This is a genomic window from Micromonospora sp. NPDC005206, from assembly GCF_040608175.1.
GTDB lineage: Bacteria > Actinomycetota > Actinomycetes > Mycobacteriales > Micromonosporaceae > Micromonospora.
Genome location: NZ_JBEXHU010000001.1, coordinates 1 through 16464, shown reverse-complemented (window position 1 = coordinate 16464; position 16464 = coordinate 1). Strand labels below are relative to the sequence as shown.

Sequence of the window (16464 nt, the reverse complement as noted above, 5' to 3'; positions counted from 1 at the left end):
GGGCGTGCCACCGCCCCGTCCGCGCACCGGCCGGTCCCCGCGGACGTCGCACGCTGAACCGGCGGACGGCTGACGTGAGGGGATTCCGGATGAACCCGAACCGGCCGAACCGGCGGGCCGAGCTCGCCGAGACCGAACGGCTGCTCGACGCGACCCGCGCCGGCGCTCCGGCCACCCCCGAAGCCGCGCCGGACGGGGACCATGCCTCCAGCCCCGCCGCCCCGGACGCCGCGGCGGCCCAGATCCGCGCGTCCACCCCCGCCAATCCCGACGTGCACGCGGCGGACCCGCTGGCTCGGCTGCTCGCCGCGGCCGCCGCCCCGCCCCGCCCCCGCGAGCTGGCCGGTGAGGATGCCGCACTGGCCGCGTTCCGGGCCGCTCGGGCCAACCCGGCCCCGACCGTCCGCCGGCCGCACCGCCGCCGGCTGACCACCAGCGCGGTGGCCTGGATGGGCGCGCTGGCCGCCACCGCCACCGCCGGCGCCGCGTTCGCGGCGGTCACCCTGGACCGGGCGCCGGACCCGGTGCCGTGGCCACCCAGCAGCAGCCCGTCACCGACCTCCGGCGACGTCGACACGACCCCGTCCGTCGAGCGGACCGCCGCGCCCAGCCGGTCGACGTCTCCCACGCCGTCCGCCACCAGCGCGCCGTCCGCCATCGGCACACCCTCCGCAGGGGCGGCGCCCGCCGGGCAGTTGCGCGGACTGTGCCAGGCCTGGCAGGCCAAGGAGCCCGAGCAGCGGGACAAGGCGCTGCGGACGCCGGCCTTCCAGATGCTGGTGGCCGCCGCCGGCGGCGCCGGCGAGGTCGAGGCGTACTGCCAGCGGCTGGTGCCCGAAGCGAAGCCGTCCACATCGGCGAAGGTCAAGCCGTCACACCCGGCGACCGGCCGGCCAGCCCCGGAGTGAGCGAGCGACGGCCGGGGCCGCTCGTTCCGCCCTGCACCGGGAAATTCGTCTGTTAGACAGAGGTTGGTGGCGCCGTGGACGGCCCCCGACGGTGTCGGTGGCTGGGTTTACGGTGGCACGATGTCCCGGCGCCGACGCAGGGAGAGGAGCCCGACCGGTGGTGACGTCGCCCGAGCTGGACCGCAGCGCGATCCTGCGCGAGTCCGGTGCCGCAGGCCGGCACCTCGCCCGGATCTGCTTCAAGACCGGCCCACCCACCCACACCGGCGTCGAACTGGAATGGACCGTGCACGACGCCGCCGACCCCGCCCGTCCCGTCGATCCGGTGCGGCTGCGGGCGGCGCTGGGGCCGCACAGCCCCGTCACACTGGACGCCACCAGCCCCGCCGAGCCGCTGCGGCACGGCGGCACGGTGACCGTTGAGCCGGGCGGTCAGCTGGAGATCTCCACCCCGCCGCGCTCCTCGATCGCCGCGTTGATCCAGGCCACTGAGGCCGACATCGCCCAGGTCACCGACCTGCTGGCCGCCGCCGGGCTGATCCTCGGCCGCAGCGGCATCGACCCGCACCGCCGGCCCCGCCCGGTGCTCGAAACTCCCCGCTACCGCGCCATGCGTGGCGCCTTCGACCGGCGCGGTCCGGCCGGCCGGACAATGATGTACAGCACCGCCGGCCTGCAGGTCTGCCTCGACGCCGGCGAACCGGACCAGGTCGCCGCGCGGTGGTCCGCAGCCCACGCGGTCGGCCCGCCGCTGCTCGCGGCGTTCGCCTCCGCCAGTCGGCACGCCGGGCGGCGCACCGGCTGGGCCTCCGCCCGGATGGCCGCGTGGCTGGCCATCGACCCGGCCCGCACCCGCCCGGTCTGGGCGCCGGGCCGCGCCGGCGAGGACCCGACCGCCACCTGGATCCGGTACGTGCTCGCCGCGCCGTTGCTCTGCCTGCGCCGGCACGGCCCGGACTGGACCCCGCCACCCGGTGTGACCTTCGCCGACTGGCTCGACGGCGCGCTGCCCCACCCACCCACCACCGACGACCTCGACTACCACGTCAGCACCCTCTTTCCGCCGGTGCGTCCACGCGGCTACCTGGAGCTGCGTTACCTGGACGCCCAGCCCGGCCGGGACTGGCGGCTCCCGACGGCGGTGCTGACCGCCCTGTTCGCCGACCCGGGCACCGTGCGCGCGGCGTACGCGATCGGCACGCCGGTGGCGCACCGTTGGTCGGCCGCCGCCCGGCACGGCCTGGCCGACCCCGCCCTGGCCGCCGCGTCGGCGGCGCTTCTCGACCTGGCCCTGACCACGCTGCCCCGGCTCGACCTGCCGGCCGGCGCCCACGACGAGATCCAGCGTGACGTACGGCGGCGGCTGTCCGCCGCAGAAAGGGGAGACCGGTGAGCGCGAGGAGTGAGCCGGGGTTGCGCGCCCCTCAGTCGGGAACGAACGGCGACGCGGTGAGCGCGAGGAGTGAGCCGGGGTTGCGAGCCCCGCAGTCGGGAGCGAGCGGCGACGGGGAGCAGTTGCGCGTCCGGATCGCGGCGGAGCTGGCGCGGGCCCGGACCCGGACCACGCTGCTGACCGAGGTGGTCGACGACGCCGACCTGATGCGCCAGCACTCGCCGCTGATGTCGCCGCTGGTGTGGGACCTGGCACACGTCGGCAACCAGGAGGAGCTCTGGCTGGTCCGCGACGTCGGGGGCCACGAGCCGGTCCGGTGCGACATCGACGAGCTGTACGACGCGTTCAAGCAGCCCCGCCGGGACCGTCCGGCGCTGCCCCTGCTGCCACCCGCCGAGGCGCGCGCCTACCTGGGCACGGTCCGGGACAAGGTGCACGACCTGCTCGACGCGGTCACCTTCACGGAGCGGCCGCTGGTCGCCGACGGGTTCGCCTTCGGCATGATCGTCCAGCACGAGCAGCAGCACGACGAGACGATGCTCGCCACCCACCAGCTGCGCTCGGGGCCGGCGGTGCTGCACGCCCCGCCGCCGCCGGAGCCGCCCGCCGGGGTCGCTGGGGAGGTGTTGGTCCCGGCCGGCCCGTTCACCATGGGCACCGACACCGACCCGTGGGCCCTGGACAACGAGCGCCCCGCGCACCGCGTCGACCTGCCCGCGTACGTCATCGACGCCGCCCCCGTCACCAACGGCCAGTACGAGGCCTTCATCGCCGACGGTGGCTACACCGATCCGCGCTGGTGGAGCCCGGCGGGTTGGGCCCACCGGCTCCGGGAGGAGCTCAGCGCGCCGATGCACTGGCGCCGCGACGGCGACAACTGGTCCTACCAGCGCTTCGGCCGGTGGGACCGGGTCCGCGCCGACGAGCCGGTGGTGCACGTGTGCTGGTACGAGGCCCAGGCGTACGCGGCGTGGGCCGGCAGGCGGCTGCCGACCGAGGCGGAGTGGGAGAAGGCGGCCCGTTGGGACCCGGCGACCGGGCGGTCCCGCCGCTACCCGTGGGGCGACGGCGACCCGACCGACGCCCACGCGAACCTCGGCCAACGTCACCTGCGGCCGGCGCCGGTGGGCGCGTACCCGGCTGGCGTCTCACCGTTGGGTGTGCACCAGCTCATCGGTGACGTCTGGGAGTGGACCTCGACCGAATTCCGGGGGCATCCCGGCTTCACCGCGTTCCCGTACCGCGAATACTCGGAGGCCTTCTTCGGCGACGACTACCGGGTGCTGCGCGGCGGCTCGTTCGGCACCGACCGGTCCGCCTGCCGGGGCACCTTCCGCAACTGGGACTATCCGATCCGGCGGCAGATCTTCAGCGGCTTCCGCTGCGCCCGCGACGCGCATCCGGACGAGTCGCACCGGTGATTCACCGCGCGATCGGCACGCCGGCCGGCCGGGGGCGCTGATGTGTCGCCACCTGGCCTACCTGGGGCCACCGGTCACCCTGGCCGAGTTGCTGTTCGATCCTCCGTACTCGTTGGTGCGGCAGTCGTGGGCGCCCCGCGACATGCGCGGCGGCGGCACGATCAACGCCGACGGGTTCGGCGTCGGCTGGTACCCGGGTGACGGCGACCCGGTGCGCTACCGGCGTGCCCAGCCGATCTGGAGCGACCCGACCATCGCCCAGCTCGCGGCGGTGACCCGCGCCGGTGCGGTGCTCGCCGCGGTCCGCTCGGCCACCGTCGGTATGGCGGTGCTCGACGGCGCCGCCGCGCCGTTCGCCGAGGGGCGGTGGCTGTTCAGCCACAACGGGGTGGTGCGCGGCTGGCCCGACGCCGTGGTGCCGCTCGCCGCCGGCCTGCCGGTGCGCGACCTGCTCACGCTGGACGCCGCCACCGACTCGGCGCTGCTTTGGGCGCTGGTCCGGCAGCGGCTGCGCGCCGGCGCCGATCCGGTGGAGGCGGTCGGTCGGACGGTGGCCGACGTCGCCGCGGCGGCGCCGGGGTCACGGCTCAACCTGCTGCTCACCGACGGGCGCCGGGCGGTGGCCAGCGTGGCCGGGCACGCGCTGTCGGTACGCGCGGGGGCCGGCTCGGTGCTGCTCGTCTCCGAGCCGCACGACGACGACCCCGGCTGGCGGCCGGTGCCGGAGGGGCACCTGGTGACCGCCACTGCGAGCGAGGTGCGGGTGAGCCCACTGCCGACCCGGTGAGCCGCACCGGCGGGGCACGCAACGGTTGACCGATCCGAGAGAGGCGATGTGATGACGGCGGAACCGCTGGAGATCTACCTCGAACAGCAGGACCTGGAGCGGGGGCTGCGCCAGGACGTCCGCGCCGGGCTGAGCGCCGAGCAGAAGTGGCTGCCGCCGAAGTGGTTCTACGACGCCCGGGGCAGCGAGCTGTTCGAGGAGATCACCCGCTTGCCCGAGTACTACCCGACCCGGGCCGAGCGGGCGGTGCTGGCCGAGCGGGCTCCCGACATCGCGGCGCTGACCGGGGCCAAGACACTGATCGAGCTGGGCTCCGGCTCGTCCGAGAAGACCCGGCTGCTGCTGGACGCCTTCACCCGCCAGGGCGGTCTGGGCACGTTCGTCCCGCTCGACGTGTCGGTCAGCGCGCTGCGCGGGTCCACCGCCGAGATCGCCGCCGACTATCCGGGGCTGCGGGTCCGCGGCATCGTCGGGGACTTCACCCGGCAGTTGGACCGGATGCCCACCGGCGGCCGGCGGTTGGTGGTGTTCCTCGGCGGCACCATCGGCAACCTCCTGCCGGCCGAGCGGGCGGAGTTCCTGGCCGCGATGCGCGCCGCGCTGGAGGTCGGCGACTGGCTGCTGCTCGGCACCGACCTGGTGAAGGACCCGTCGGTGATCGTGCAAGCGTACGACGACGCGGCCGGGGTGACGGCCGAGTTCAACCGGAACGTGCTGCACGTGATCAACCGGGAACTGGGCGCCGACTTCGATCCGGAGGCGTTCGAGCACGTCGCCCGCTGGGATCCGGACCATGAGTGGATCGAGATGCGGCTGCGGGCGACCCGGCCGATGCGGGTCCGGGTGCTGGACCTGACCGTGGAGTTCGCCGCGGGGGAGGAGCTGCGCACGGAGGTCTCGGCGAAGTTCCACCCGGCGGGGGTCGCCGCCGAGCTGGCCGCGGCGGGTTTTGTCGCGGCGGAGTTCTGGACCGACCCGGATGGGCTTTTCGGGGTGACCCTGGCCCGGGCGCGGTGAGCTGGTTCACCCGCCCCCGCCGGTCCGAATGGTGATCGGCTAGGCTGGTCGCGCGAAGGGGAGTAGCCCCCAATGTCGTGGTCGACATACTGGTGCGTTCCGCATCCGGCCACGCGGCCCCGGTCTCCGGGGCGGGCGAGACCTTCGACTCAGGCTTTTGGAGCCGGGTCGAGGGCGCCCCTGCACCTCCTCCCGGCGTGAACGGGAAGGGTGTCATGGAGGGATTCTTCGCCGCGCTGGTCATCAGCTTCGGCGTCATCTTCGTCGCCGAGCTGGGGGACAAGTCCCAGTTGATGGCGCTGACCTTCGCCACGCGGTTCCGGCCGGTTCCGGTGCTGATCGGCATCACCGTCGCCACGGCCGTGGTGCACCTGGCGTCGGTCGCCATCGGCTCGGGTCTCGGCTCCGTGCTGCCCACCGAGTGGATCACCCTGGTGGCGGGTGTGGCGTTCCTCGCCTTCGGCGCGTGGACCCTGCGCGGGGACAGCCTGACCGACGAGGAGAAGCGCAAGGCCGAGAAGACCAGCAAGTCCGCGATCGTCGCGGTGTCGGTGGCGTTCTTCCTGGCCGAACTGGGCGACAAGACGATGCTCGCCACGATCACGCTGGCCACCAAGTACGGCTGGTTCGGCACCTGGTTGGGCTCCACCATCGGCATGGTGGCCGCGGACGCGCTGGCCATCCTGGTCGGCCGCATGCTCGGCCGCCGCCTGCCGGAGAAGGCCATCAAGTACGGCGCCGCGGTGCTCTTCGCCATCTGCGGCCTTTGGCTGATCCTGGAGGCGGTGAGCCAGCTGACCTGAGCGCCGACTACCCGCCCATGCGGCGGGTAACGGCCCGGGGTGGATGCGGGGGAGCTACTGCGCCAGGGTGACGCGGTGCTGGTCGCCGTGGTGGAGGTCGCGGGCGCTCTGGTGATCTTCGTCGGCGCGGTCTGGGCGGCGGTGCGGTTCGTGGTCGAGGGACTGCGACACCGCACGGCCGCTGTCTTCACGCCGATCCGGCTCACCCTGGGCCGGTTTTTGACCCTCGGCCTGGAGTTCCAGCTGGCGGCCGACGTGTTGCGCACCGCGGTGTCGCCGTCGTTCACCCAGATCGGCCAGCTCGCTGCGATCGCCACGATCCGGACGGCGCTGAACTACTTCCTGGGCCGGGAGATCCGTCAGGAGCAGCGGCAGGTGACCGAGGGGGAGCGCTCCACGTGATGGGCGCGCTGGTCACCGCGGTGACCGCGCTGGCCCTGGTCGCCGGTGTGGTCACCCTGCTCAGCACCGGGGCCGTCCGGACCGCCGTCCGGGTGCTGTTGGACCTGCTGACCGCGGCCGGTCTGCTCCGGCTGGCCGGCGATCCGAGCTGGGCTTCCCTGGTCGGCTCGGCGGCGATCGTCGCGCTGCGCCAGTTGCTCGGGGTGGCGCTGGGCGCCTTCCCGCCGCGGTCGCGTCGACAATTCCGGCGGCCCTGCGCCGCGGACGGTCACCACCTACCGTTGGCGGTACGAGGCGAAACCGGCGCACGTGGAAGGACGACCACATGAGCAGGCACGACGAACCGAACGAGTACGGCTTCGCCGGCGATGCCACCGCTCCCGAGCCGCCGCCCGGCGGGAAGCCGGACGAACAGGACCTCGCCGAGGAGGTGGCGGTGCCCGGCGACGACCTGACCGAGCCGGCGGCCGAGGCGCTGTCGGAGGAGACCGAGGAGCGCCGGCCCGCCGAACGCGGCCGCTGACCGGACGGCGGCGGCGGGCCCCGGTCGACGGCGGCCGCCGGGAAAGCGCTGTGGTCGGCCGCCGGGCTGGGCGTCCCGGTCAGCGGTCGCCGTTGCGCTGATAGACGTCGGGCACGCCGTCGCCGTCGGCGTCCAGCCGCTCCCGCTCCGCCACCCGCCGGTACACGGCGTTGCGACGTACCAGCACGATGGCGGCCAACCCGGCGGAGATCAACGATCCGGTCAGCACGGCCGCCTTGACCCGGTCGTCGGCCGTGCTGCCGGCGCCGAACGCCAGGTCGCCGATGAGCAGCGACACGGTGAACCCGACGCCGGCCAGCATCGCGATCCCGAGCAGGTCGGACCAGGTGATGTCCTCGTCCAGTTCGGCGCGGGTGAACCGAGCCAGCAGGTAGGTCGCCCCGAAGATTCCGATGCTCTTGCCGAATACCAGGCCGGCGACGATGGCGATCACCACCGGGTCGGTCACCAGGGCGCCCAGGTCGGTGCCGCGCAGCGTCACGCCGGCGGCGAACAGGGCGAAGACCGGCACCGCGAAGCCGGCCGACACCGGTCGCCAGCGGTGTTCCAGGTGCGCGGCGAGCCCGCCGGCATCCCCGCTCGCACCGACCGCCGGCCGGTCGGCGGCCTGCGCGCCGCCCGCCCGGCTGCGGGTGGCCAGCACCGGCACGGTGAATCCGAGCAGGACACCGGCCACCGTGGCGTGCACCCCGGAGGCGTGCACCAGGGCCCAGGTGGCCACCGCGAGCGGGATCAGCGCCCACCACCAGGTGCGCCCGCGCCGCACCAGCAGGGCGAAGAGCGCGATCGGCGCCAGCGCGGCGAGCAGCGGTGCCGGATGGAAGTCGGCGGTGTAGAAGATCGCGATGATGGTGATCGCGAACAGGTCGTCGACCACCGCGAGGGTGAGCAGGAAGGCGCGGAGGCCCTGGGGCAGGTGTGAGCTGACCACGGCGAGCACGGCCAGCGCGAAGGCGATGTCGGTGGCGGTCGGGATCGCCCAGCCGCGCAGCCCCTCCCCGCCCGCGGTCAGGACGACCGCCAGGTAGATCAGCGCGGGCAGCAGCATTCCGCCGAGCGCGGCCACCACCGGCAGCGCGGCGCGGCGTGGGTCGCGCAGTTCACCGGCGACGAACTCCCGCTTGAGCTCCAGGCCCACCACGAAGAAGAAGATGGCCAGCAGGCCGTCCGCGGCCCAGGTGGCCAGGTCCAGGTCGAGGTGCCAGCGTGCGCCGCCGGGCCAGGGCGCCCAGTGGCTCAGCCGCGCGTACGAGTCGGCCCACGGGGAGTTCGCCCAGAGCAGCGCGAGCACGGCGCCGAGCAGCAGCAGCGCGCCGCCGACGGTCTCGGTGCGCAGCACGTCGGCCAGGTGCCGGGACTCGGGCCAGGACGATCGGGAGAACAGCCGCGTCGGCCGGGACCGGTCGGACGGTGGGGTGCGGTCGGTCATCGGCGGCGCTCACCTCGGGATGTCGGGACGGCAGGAATCCATTCGCCGACCAGGCTTCCCGGCACACCGCTGTCGACCCTATCCGGGCTCGTCCGTGCCGGCGACCACAGGGGCGATCCGGTGCCGGCCGATCGGCTGTCGACTTTTCCCCGATGTCACCGCTGCCGAATGGACGTTTCTCGGGTTGGGCATGCGGGCGCACTTGTCACCGCTGAAAACGCATAACCCCGGACATAAGGCGTATGAGCGGCTTTAATGGTTTCACGAGTTTACAAACGACCTTGGGGGTTTTCGTGAAGTTCTTTGGCGTAACCGGACCGGCACGGAGGCGCGCCTGATGGACCTGCTCCGCCAACTGCGCCACGTGCGTCGGCACTGGTGGGTCGTGCTGGTCACCGTCATGGTGGCCTTGGGCGTCTCGGCGTTCGTGACCGTACGGGCCCAACCCCGGTACGTCGCCTCGGTGACGTTCTTCGTCACCACCCCCAACCAGGGCGTCGCCGAGGCCTATCAGGGTGGGCTCTTCCTTCAGCAGCGCGTCAAGTCGTACGCCGACCTGCTCAGCAGCGACCGACTCGCGCAGAGCGTGGTGGCCGAGAACCCGGTCGGGCTCACCGCGGACGAGGTGCAGCGCCGGGTGAGCACCTCCACCGAGGCCGGCACCGTCCTGCTGCGCGCGTCGATCACCGACACCGACCAGAGTCGGGCACTGCGGGTGACAGAGACCCTCGCCGCGAAGTTCGTCGAGCTCGTGCAGCGGGTCGAGACGCCACCCGAGGGCAAGGCGCCGATCAAGATCGAGGTGGTCAACGGTCCCCGGGTCAGCGCCAGCCCCGTCTCGCCGCAGCCGGTACGGAACATGACTCTCGGCGGGCTGGCCGGTCTGCTGCTCGGCGTCGGCCTGGCGATCCTGCGCGGCGTGGCCGACGTGCGGCTGCGCGACGCCGCCGGTCTGCAACGTGCCACCGGCAGCCCGCTGCTCGGTAAGATCCCGTTCGAGAGCGGCGCCCGCTCCGCACCGCTGATCGTCGGCGACGCCGCGACCTCGGCGCGGGCCGAGGCGGTCCGCAAGCTGCGTACCAACCTGCGCTTCGTGGACGTGCACGAGCCGGCCCGGGTCATCGCCGTGACCAGCGCTCTGCAGGGCGAGGGCAAGACCACGCTCTCCTGCAACCTGGCCATCGCGTTGGCCGAGGCGGGCTGGCGGGTGCTGCTGGTCGACGCGGACCTGCGCCGCCCCAAGGTAGATGAGTACCTGGGCCTGGACGCCGGGGTCGGCCTCACCGACGTACTGGTCGGTGACGTCCAGGTCGGCGACGTGGTGCAGCGCTGGGGCGACAAGTCCCTGCTCGTGCTGCCCAGCGGTTCCGCCCCGCCGAACCCGAGTGAGCTGCTCGGCTCCAAGGCGATGGCGGACCTGCTGCTGGCACTGCGCGAGTCGGCGGACATCGTGATCATCGACACCGCGCCGCTGCTCGCGGTGACCGACGGCGTGGTGGTGGCCGTGCAGGCCGACGGCGCGCTGCTGGTGACCCAGCAGGGTCGGACCTCCCGGACCCAGGTGGCCGCGGCGGCCCGCTCCCTGCACTCGGTCTCGGTCCGGCTGCTCGGCTGCGTGCTGAACATGGCCAAGGTGACCAAGGCCGAGGCGTACCAGTACGAGGCCTACCGGGTGGTCGCCTCCACGGCCACGCCGTCGGTCCCGACCGACCGGGCGACGTCCGCCCGGCACAGCGAGAGCACCGGGGTCAACGGCGTCAGCGACCGCACCCAGGAACTCACCCGGCTGCCCCGATGAGCGCGGCGAGGGGTCGTAGCGATCGTTCGATCTCCTCGGCGCAGCGTCGGAAGTCGGCGGCGGTGCCGCCGATCGGGTCCCGTAGGTCGTCCGCGTCGGGGGCGGCGGGTTGCAGCCGCCCCCTGGCGTGGGCGGCGGCGGCGATCGCGGCCCGCAGCGAGTCGTCGGCCGACTCGGCCTGCGGCTCGGCCGCCGCGGCCAACCGGCCGAACTGGCGCAGGGTGAACGTCCGGTGCAGCGCGGTCGGCGCCAGCGCGGTGCAGACCGACCGCTGGCGCCGGGTCGCGGTCAGCACCAGCGTCGCGTCCGCCAGATGCTCGGCGCGCAGCGCCCGGCTGCGGAACGGCGCCGGGTCCGCGCCGGCCTCGGCGGCGATCTCCATGGCGTACGGGTGCATGGCGAGTCCGTCCATCGCGTCGGTGCCGGCGCTGGCCACGGTGACCGGCCGGTCGGCGAGCAGTCGGCGGGCCAGGTACTCGGCCATCGGCGACCGGCACAGGTTGGCGTGGCAGACGAACAGCACGCGGTCGACCATTGGTGCCCCTTTCATCGGTACGGACGCGGGCGGACGCACCGCTGGCGCGGTGTGTCGACGCCGGTGGCCGCGCGGGGAGGGGTTGTCGGCATCGTACGCGGACCGGGCCCCCGCCGGTCGCGGTGCCGCGCCGGCCGAGGCGGATCCATCGTGGACGGCGGTGGCCCGATGAAGATCGGCATCCTGTCGTACCACTTTCCGCCCGAGCCGGCGTTCATCCCCGGCAGCCTCGCCGAGGAATTGGCCGCACGGGGGCACGAGGTTCGGGTGCTCACCGGGTTCCCGGACTACCCGGGTGGGCACGTCTACCCGGGCTGGCGCCAGCACTGGCACCACGAGACGCACAGCGAGCGGCTGTCCGTGCGTCGAGTGCCCCGGTACTCCGGTGGCGGCGCGTCCACCGGCGGCAGGATGGCCAGCTATCTCTCCTTCGCCGGCAGCGCGACGCTGACCGCACGCCGGTTCCTCGGCGGCGTGGACGCGCTCTACGTCTTTCAGCTGCCGGCCACCACATTCGCCGCCGCCGGAGTGCTCCGGCTGCTCGGCCGGGTGCCGGCGGTGGTGCACGTGCAGGACGTCTGGGCGCGCGACGGCGGTGACGAGGCCGGCGACGGACGCTGGGCGGCACGGATGGGCGCCGCGATGGCCCGCGTCTACCGGGCCGCCGCGCGGGTCGCCGTGGCCGCGCCGTCGATGCGGGACCTGGTGGTCGCCGCCGGCGCGGACCCGGCCCGGGTCCGGCTGGTGCTGAACTGGACCGACGAGCGGATCTTCCACCCGGCGACGCCCGGGCCGGCGGCCCGCCAGCTGGTCGGGCGCGACGGTCGGTGCGTGGTGATGCACGCCGGGACCATCGGTGCCCGGCAGGGGCTGGAGACCGCGGTACGGGCCGCCGCGGCGCTGGACCGCACGATGGAGCTGGTCCTGGTCGGCTCGGGCAGCGACGAGCGGCGGGTGCGGGGGCTCGCCGCCGACCTGGGCGCGGAGAACGTCCGCTTCGTGGAGCGACGCTCCCCGGTGGACATGCCCGAGCTGTACGCCGCCGCCGACTACCAGCTCGTCATGCTGCGCGACCTGCCGGAGCTGCGGGGCATGGTGCCCGGCAAGCTGCAGGCCGCGCTCTCCTGCGCCGCGCCGGTGGTCGCGTCGGCCGGCGGGGACACCGCCGACCTGGTGGAACGCGTCCGGGCCGGGTTGTCCTGCCCGCCGGAGGACTGGGCCGCGCTGGCCGACCGGTTCTGGCTTGCCGCCACCATCCCCCCGTCCGCGCGCGCGGAGATGGGCCGCCGGGGCCGGGAGGCGTACCTGCGGGAGATGTCGTTGCCGGCCGGAGTGGACCGGATCGAGCGGCTGCTGCACGAGGCGGCCGGCCGGGTCACCGAGCGCGTCGACCCGCGAGGGAACCTCGCGTAAAGGACGAGAATCGCTAAAACGGTACGTAGTCCCTCGACGCATGCTAAGAACGTCAGGGATATCGGACCTTCTGTCCGATTCCACCAAATGGGAGTGTGGTGTGACGGAGGAGAGCGAACGACCGAGCCGGCGGCGAAGCCGGTCCAGGCGTCGCCGGCGTGCCCGACTGCGACGGGCCCTCCTGGGTGCCCTGGTGGTCGGCTCGTTGCTGCTCGCGACCGGCGGGTGGATCGGCTTCCGCGGCTGGCAGGCCCGGGCCCACCTGCTCAACGCCGCTGGCTTGGCCCGCGAGCTGAGCGCCCAGGTGGTCGGTGGGGACACCGATCGTGCCCTGCGGACCCTCGCCGCCCTCCAGGAGCAGTCCGGCGCGGCCCGGGCCGCGACCGCCGACCCTGCCTGGAAGCTCGGTCGACGTACCCCGATCGCCGGTGATGATCTCGGCGCGGTCCGACAGATCGCCGTGGCCATCGACGAACTGGCCCGGCAGGCGTTCCCGACGCTGCTCCGGATGGACCTGACCAGCCTGGTGCCGACCGAGGGTCGGCTGGATCTGGCACGGCTCAGCGGGGCGTCCGCCGAGCTGTCCCGGGTGGACGGCGCGGTGCAGCGCACCCGTCGCGACCTGGCCGCGGTGCCCGCCGACCGGCTGGTCAGCCAGATCCGGCAGGCGTTGACCGACCTGCGCGGCGAGATCGACCGGCTGGCCGGCCTCACCACGGCCGCCGACCAGGGCGCACGACTGCTGCCGCCGCTACTCGGCGCGAACGGCCCGCGTCGGTACCTGCTGGTCTCGCAGAACCTGGCCGAGTTGCGCGCCACCGGCGGCATGTTCGGCGCGTACGCGATGATCGAGGCCGAGAACGGCCAGGTCAAGATGGGCCAGCAGGGCAGCAGCGCCTCCCTCGGCCGGTTCAGCCCCGCACTGAAGCTGCCCGCCGAGGTCAAGGCGGTCTGGACCGATCTGCCCGGCATCTATCCCGCCGACGTCAATCTGACCCCGCACTTCCCGACCGCCGCCGCGCTGTACCGGGAGATGATCCGCCGCAAGACCGGCACCACGGTCGACGGCGTGCTCGCCGTCGACCCGGTGGTGCTGTCCTACCTGCTCAAGGCGACCGGCCCGGTCCTGGTGCCCGGCGGCGTCCCGCTGGCCAGCGAAAAGGTCGTGCAGACCCTGCTCAGCGACACCTACCAGCGGTTGGACATCAAGGAGCAGGACGCGTTCTTCACGGCGTCCGCCGCAGCGGTGTTCGACGCCTTTTTTAAGAAGAATGTCAACCCTCGGGTGTCGTTGTCCGCTTTCGACCGTGCTATCACCGAACGCCGGATATTGTTCTGGAGTGCCCGACCGGAGGAACAGCGGACGTTCGGCGACAGCCGGATGGCCGGGACGCTTCCGGAACAGGACACCGTGCCGACGGTCGGCGTGTTCCTCAACGACGGCAGCGGCGCGAAGCTCGGCTACTACCTGCGGCCGACGGCGAACCTCACGGTCGGTGAATGCCGGCCCGACGGCCGCCGTGAGCTCCGGCTGCGGGTGACCCTGCGCTCGACGGCGCCGAAGTCCGGACTCAGTGAGTCGGTCCTCGGCCTCGGCATGGCAGGGGACCCGTACACCATCCGCACGCTGGTGTCGATCTTCAGTCCGGCGGGCGGAAGTGTGCTCGACGCGCGCCTCGACGGCACGGAGATCGCCATGGGCAGCGGCACCGAACGACGCCGGCAGGTCGCCACGGCCAACGTCGAGGCGAGCCCCGGCGCCGAACGGGTCTTAGAGGTCACCGTGTTGACCGCGAAGACCGGCGTCGGACAGGCCGAACTGTGGCTGACCCCCACCGCCAGCCCGTGGACCACCCAAGTTCATCCCGCACCAAGCTGTGACCAGTAGGAGGGAACCAATCATGCGGCTATCCCGCATCGTCATGGCGCTCACGGTCGGCCTGGCCGTGGTGGCCGTGCCGACCGCGGCGGGGGCGGCACAGCCGCAGCCGCAGCCGTCGCCGTCGATCACGGACACGCCACAGCCGCCGCCGTACGTGCCCGCACCCCCATTGCTGACCGTCAACCGGCCGACGATCTACCTCGGCGAGACGGTCGTGCTGACCGGCACCGGCTTCGGTCGGAACGAGACCGTCAACATCGTCGTGTCGGTCACGCCGCTGGCGGCCCCGGCCGCCGGTCAGGCGCCGGCCCGACGCAGCGACGGCAGCACCGTGGCGATGGCCCCGGTGGCGTACCAGGCGAGCGCGCCGCTGAACTTCACGGCGCGTACCAACTACCAGGGCCGGTTCACCAAGAGCTACCGGCCGTCGGTGACGGGTCTGCTGACCTTCACCGCCGGTCGGGAGTCCGACCGGAGCGCCAGCACGGAGCTTCGGGTGCTGCACAAGAAGCAGCCGCTGCCCGTCACTGGTAGCAGCCTCAGCACGCCCATGAAGCTCGGCGGCGGCCTGGTCGGCGCCGGCGCGGTCATGCTGCTGCTGACCCTCGCGTGGCGTCGTCGCCAGCGCTTTGGTGGGGCCGCGCACTGATCGGCACCGCGAACCCGGGCAGGGCCCGGTAGCACCTCAGGCTGGCGTCCGTCGGAGTATCCGACGGGCGCCAGCCTGCCTGTGCCTTGACGCCGGTGCGCCTTCCGCGGCGTGCCTCTCTGCTGGGCCTGCCGTTCTGCGGGGTCGGTTGGCCGGTGTGCCGGGTTGGTGCGGGGTGGGGCCCGCCGTGCCCGGCTCCGGGCGGTCAGGCTTGATCCCTGCGCCGGGCACGGCGGGCCACCCCGTCGGTGGTAGCCGTCCGTTCCGACCCGTGCGCGGAATCGGGCAGGCCCCGTCCCCGGCGGGATGGTCGGTTCGTTCCGGTCTCTGCGCCGGGTTGGGCAAGCCGTGATCCGGGCAGTCATCGCCGTCCCGATTCCTGCGGCGCTTGCGGCGAGTCCTATCCGTGGGCGATGGTCGTCGTTCCGCCTTGCACGTGCGGGGTTTGGCGCGCTTTCGATCCGGCGGCGATCGCCGTCCGCCCGATTCCTGTGCCACGTCCGGCGGCCCATCCCGGCGGGGTCGCCACTCGTGCTGATGCCTGGGCTGGCGGGGCCCAGTGGTGTTCGCCGGTTCGTTCTGTCCTGCCGTGGACGCGGCCCCGCCGCCCTCTCGGGGCGGTCGCTGTTGTGAGCGATATACCTGTGAGGCATAAATATGCCTCTGAGGTATACCGCTCGTTGACCACCTCGCCCCCGAGGTTCGCCTCATCCTCCGTTCGCGGTGGTCGACGACTCGATGTCAGCGATGTCGGCATGTCGGGGTGTCCCGGGTGGCCGGATGGCCCGGTATCGGTGATACCGAGTCGATCAACCCCAGCCGGCCGAGTTTGGCGCGCGAGGACGAGCCCATCCCCGCGTCGAATGTCCCGTATCGGGTGACCCTTGCCTGTGACCGGGTGCACCCGTGGGGTGGAATCGTGGCGGGCCGGGGGTCGTTACACACCCTGACGATCGCAGTACCACCGGCCCGGCACCCCGCCCCCGCAGGGTTGGGATGGCAGCCAGCGCCGGGTTGGAATGCCCGCGAGGCCGCGGTCGTTGCAGCCCCCTGACGATCGCAGCACCACGGCCCCGGCACCCCGCCCCCGCAGGGTTGGGATGGCGGCCGGGCCCGGGTTGGAATGCCCGCGGGTGGCCGGTCGTTGCAGACCCGCGAACGACCGCACCAGCACCCCGTTCACGCAGGGTGCCGATGGATGGGCCACCCCCTGGAATGGGTCGGGCCCGGCGGTCGTTACACAGAGTCCCGGCGCCACGAGCCCCCGCCCGTAGGCCGCCGAACTCCAAGACTTTTCCCCTGTGTTGTTGAAAGCGCCGGACGAGGTGCTCGCACCCTTGCGCCGTTCCCCTCGGGCGTGTGGGTGTCTACCCCCTGAAGGAGCTGATCTCTCATGAACACGATTATTCGTAAGAGCATGCTGTCTGTTGCTGGTCTCGCGTTCGCCGGTGGCGTGTTCGCCGGTCCGATCGCCGCGCACGCC

At 73.2% G+C, this 16464-nt stretch carries 15 protein-coding genes; 13 read left to right on the top strand and 2 right to left on the bottom strand.

The window, feature by feature from the left end; translation table 11 throughout:
- Positions 1 to 89: 89 nt before the first annotated feature.
- The 9 genes from ABZU69_RS00075 to ABZU69_RS00035 all read left to right on the top strand — a co-directional run bounded on the left by ABZU69_RS00075 (position 90) and on the right by ABZU69_RS00035 (position 7254).
- Positions 90 to 908, top strand: a complete 819-nt coding sequence (locus ABZU69_RS00075; protein ID WP_354962188.1) for a hypothetical protein — start codon at positions 90 to 92, stop codon at positions 906 to 908.
- Positions 909 to 1065: 157 nt separating this feature from the next.
- A complete protein-coding gene (gene egtA, locus ABZU69_RS00070; protein ID WP_354962187.1) occupies positions 1066 to 2301 on the top strand; it encodes an ergothioneine biosynthesis glutamate--cysteine ligase EgtA in 1236 nt (411 codons plus the stop codon).
- A gap of 80 nt (positions 2302 to 2381) precedes the next feature.
- Entirely contained in the window at positions 2382 to 3722 is a 1341-nt protein-coding gene (egtB, locus tag ABZU69_RS00065; RefSeq protein ID WP_354962186.1) for an ergothioneine biosynthesis protein EgtB, read from the top strand.
- Between the two features lie 40 nt (positions 3723 to 3762).
- Complete coding sequence (egtC, locus tag ABZU69_RS00060) at positions 3763 to 4509, top strand: ergothioneine biosynthesis protein EgtC (protein WP_354962185.1); 747 nt, start codon at positions 3763 to 3765, stop codon at positions 4507 to 4509.
- Between the two features lie 51 nt (positions 4510 to 4560).
- Complete coding sequence (gene egtD, locus ABZU69_RS00055; protein ID WP_354962184.1) at positions 4561 to 5526, top strand: L-histidine N(alpha)-methyltransferase; 966 nt, start codon at positions 4561 to 4563, stop codon at positions 5524 to 5526.
- Between the two features lie 215 nt (positions 5527 to 5741).
- On the top strand, positions 5742 to 6329 hold the full coding sequence (locus ABZU69_RS00050; protein ID WP_354962183.1) for a TMEM165/GDT1 family protein: 588 nt from the start codon (positions 5742 to 5744) through the stop codon (positions 6327 to 6329).
- A 39-nt stretch (positions 6330 to 6368) separates the two neighbouring features.
- The gene (locus ABZU69_RS00045; protein ID WP_354962182.1) at positions 6369 to 6731 is read left to right on the top strand and encodes a DUF1622 domain-containing protein; all 363 of its coding nucleotides are present in this window, start codon (positions 6369 to 6371) and stop codon (positions 6729 to 6731) included.
- Entirely contained in the window at positions 6731 to 7060 is a 330-nt protein-coding gene (locus ABZU69_RS00040) for a hypothetical protein (protein WP_354962181.1), read from the top strand. The genes ABZU69_RS00045 and ABZU69_RS00040 overlap by 1 nt, the downstream gene beginning before the upstream one ends.
- The gene (locus ABZU69_RS00035; RefSeq protein ID WP_354962179.1) at positions 7057 to 7254 is read left to right on the top strand and encodes a hypothetical protein; all 198 of its coding nucleotides are present in this window, start codon (positions 7057 to 7059) and stop codon (positions 7252 to 7254) included. The genes ABZU69_RS00040 and ABZU69_RS00035 overlap by 4 nt, the downstream gene beginning before the upstream one ends.
- Positions 7255 to 7333: 79 nt before the next feature.
- On the opposite strand, the gene nhaA is transcribed toward ABZU69_RS00035, so the two are convergent.
- Positions 7334 to 8704 carry a Na+/H+ antiporter NhaA gene (nhaA, locus tag ABZU69_RS00030; RefSeq protein ID WP_354962178.1) on the bottom strand — a complete coding sequence of 457 codons (1371 nt, stop codon included), beginning with the start codon at positions 8702 to 8704 and terminating at the stop codon, positions 7334 to 7336.
- A gap of 337 nt (positions 8705 to 9041) precedes the next feature.
- Between nhaA and ABZU69_RS00025 the strand changes: the two genes are divergently transcribed.
- The gene (locus tag ABZU69_RS00025) at positions 9042 to 10502 is read left to right on the top strand and encodes a polysaccharide biosynthesis tyrosine autokinase (RefSeq protein ID WP_354962177.1); all 1461 of its coding nucleotides are present in this window, start codon (positions 9042 to 9044) and stop codon (positions 10500 to 10502) included.
- Here the strand turns inward: ABZU69_RS00025 and ABZU69_RS00020 are convergent.
- Positions 10483 to 11037, bottom strand: a complete 555-nt coding sequence (locus tag ABZU69_RS00020; protein ID WP_354962176.1) for a low molecular weight phosphatase family protein — start codon at positions 11035 to 11037, stop codon at positions 10483 to 10485. The genes ABZU69_RS00025 and ABZU69_RS00020 overlap by 20 nt on opposite strands.
- A gap of 168 nt (positions 11038 to 11205) precedes the next feature.
- On the opposite strand from ABZU69_RS00020, the gene ABZU69_RS00015 reads away from it, so the two are divergent.
- From ABZU69_RS00015 to ABZU69_RS00005, 3 genes are all read left to right on the top strand, one after another.
- A complete protein-coding gene (locus tag ABZU69_RS00015) occupies positions 11206 to 12450 on the top strand; it encodes a glycosyltransferase family 4 protein (RefSeq protein WP_354962175.1) in 1245 nt (414 codons plus the stop codon).
- A 193-nt stretch (positions 12451 to 12643) separates the two neighbouring features.
- Positions 12644 to 14338 carry a DUF4012 domain-containing protein gene (locus ABZU69_RS00010; RefSeq protein WP_354962174.1) on the top strand — a complete coding sequence of 565 codons (1695 nt, stop codon included), beginning with the start codon at positions 12644 to 12646 and terminating at the stop codon, positions 14336 to 14338.
- Positions 14339 to 14351: 13 nt separating this feature from the next.
- Positions 14352 to 14981: a hypothetical protein gene (locus ABZU69_RS00005; protein WP_354962173.1), complete on the top strand. Its 630-nt coding sequence runs from the start codon at positions 14352 to 14354 to the stop codon at positions 14979 to 14981.
- Positions 14982 to 16464 lie beyond the last annotated feature (1483 nt).

Bases quoted from the DNA above. Each gene is read 5' to 3' on its own strand.
- ABZU69_RS00075 (WP_354962188.1), top strand. From the start codon at position 90: ATGAACCCGAACCGGCCGAACCGGCGGGCCGAGCTCGCCGAGACCGAA.
- egtC (WP_354962185.1), top strand. From the start codon at position 3,763: ATGTGTCGCCACCTGGCCTACCTGGGGCCACCGGTCACCCTGGCCGAG.
- egtD (WP_354962184.1), top strand. From the start codon at position 4,561: ATGACGGCGGAACCGCTGGAGATCTACCTCGAACAGCAGGACCTGGAG.
- ABZU69_RS00050 (WP_354962183.1), top strand. From the start codon at position 5,742: ATGGAGGGATTCTTCGCCGCGCTGGTCATCAGCTTCGGCGTCATCTTC.
- ABZU69_RS00040 (WP_354962181.1), top strand. From the start codon at position 6,731: ATGGGCGCGCTGGTCACCGCGGTGACCGCGCTGGCCCTGGTCGCCGGT.
- ABZU69_RS00035 (WP_354962179.1), top strand. From the start codon at position 7,057: ATGAGCAGGCACGACGAACCGAACGAGTACGGCTTCGCCGGCGATGCC.
- nhaA (WP_354962178.1), bottom strand. From the start codon at position 8,704: ATGACCGACCGCACCCCACCGTCCGACCGGTCCCGGCCGACGCGGCTG.
- ABZU69_RS00025 (WP_354962177.1), top strand. From the start codon at position 9,042: ATGGACCTGCTCCGCCAACTGCGCCACGTGCGTCGGCACTGGTGGGTC.
- ABZU69_RS00020 (WP_354962176.1), bottom strand. From the start codon at position 11,037: ATGGTCGACCGCGTGCTGTTCGTCTGCCACGCCAACCTGTGCCGGTCG.
- ABZU69_RS00015 (WP_354962175.1), top strand. From the start codon at position 11,206: ATGAAGATCGGCATCCTGTCGTACCACTTTCCGCCCGAGCCGGCGTTC.
- ABZU69_RS00005 (WP_354962173.1), top strand. From the start codon at position 14,352: ATGCGGCTATCCCGCATCGTCATGGCGCTCACGGTCGGCCTGGCCGTG.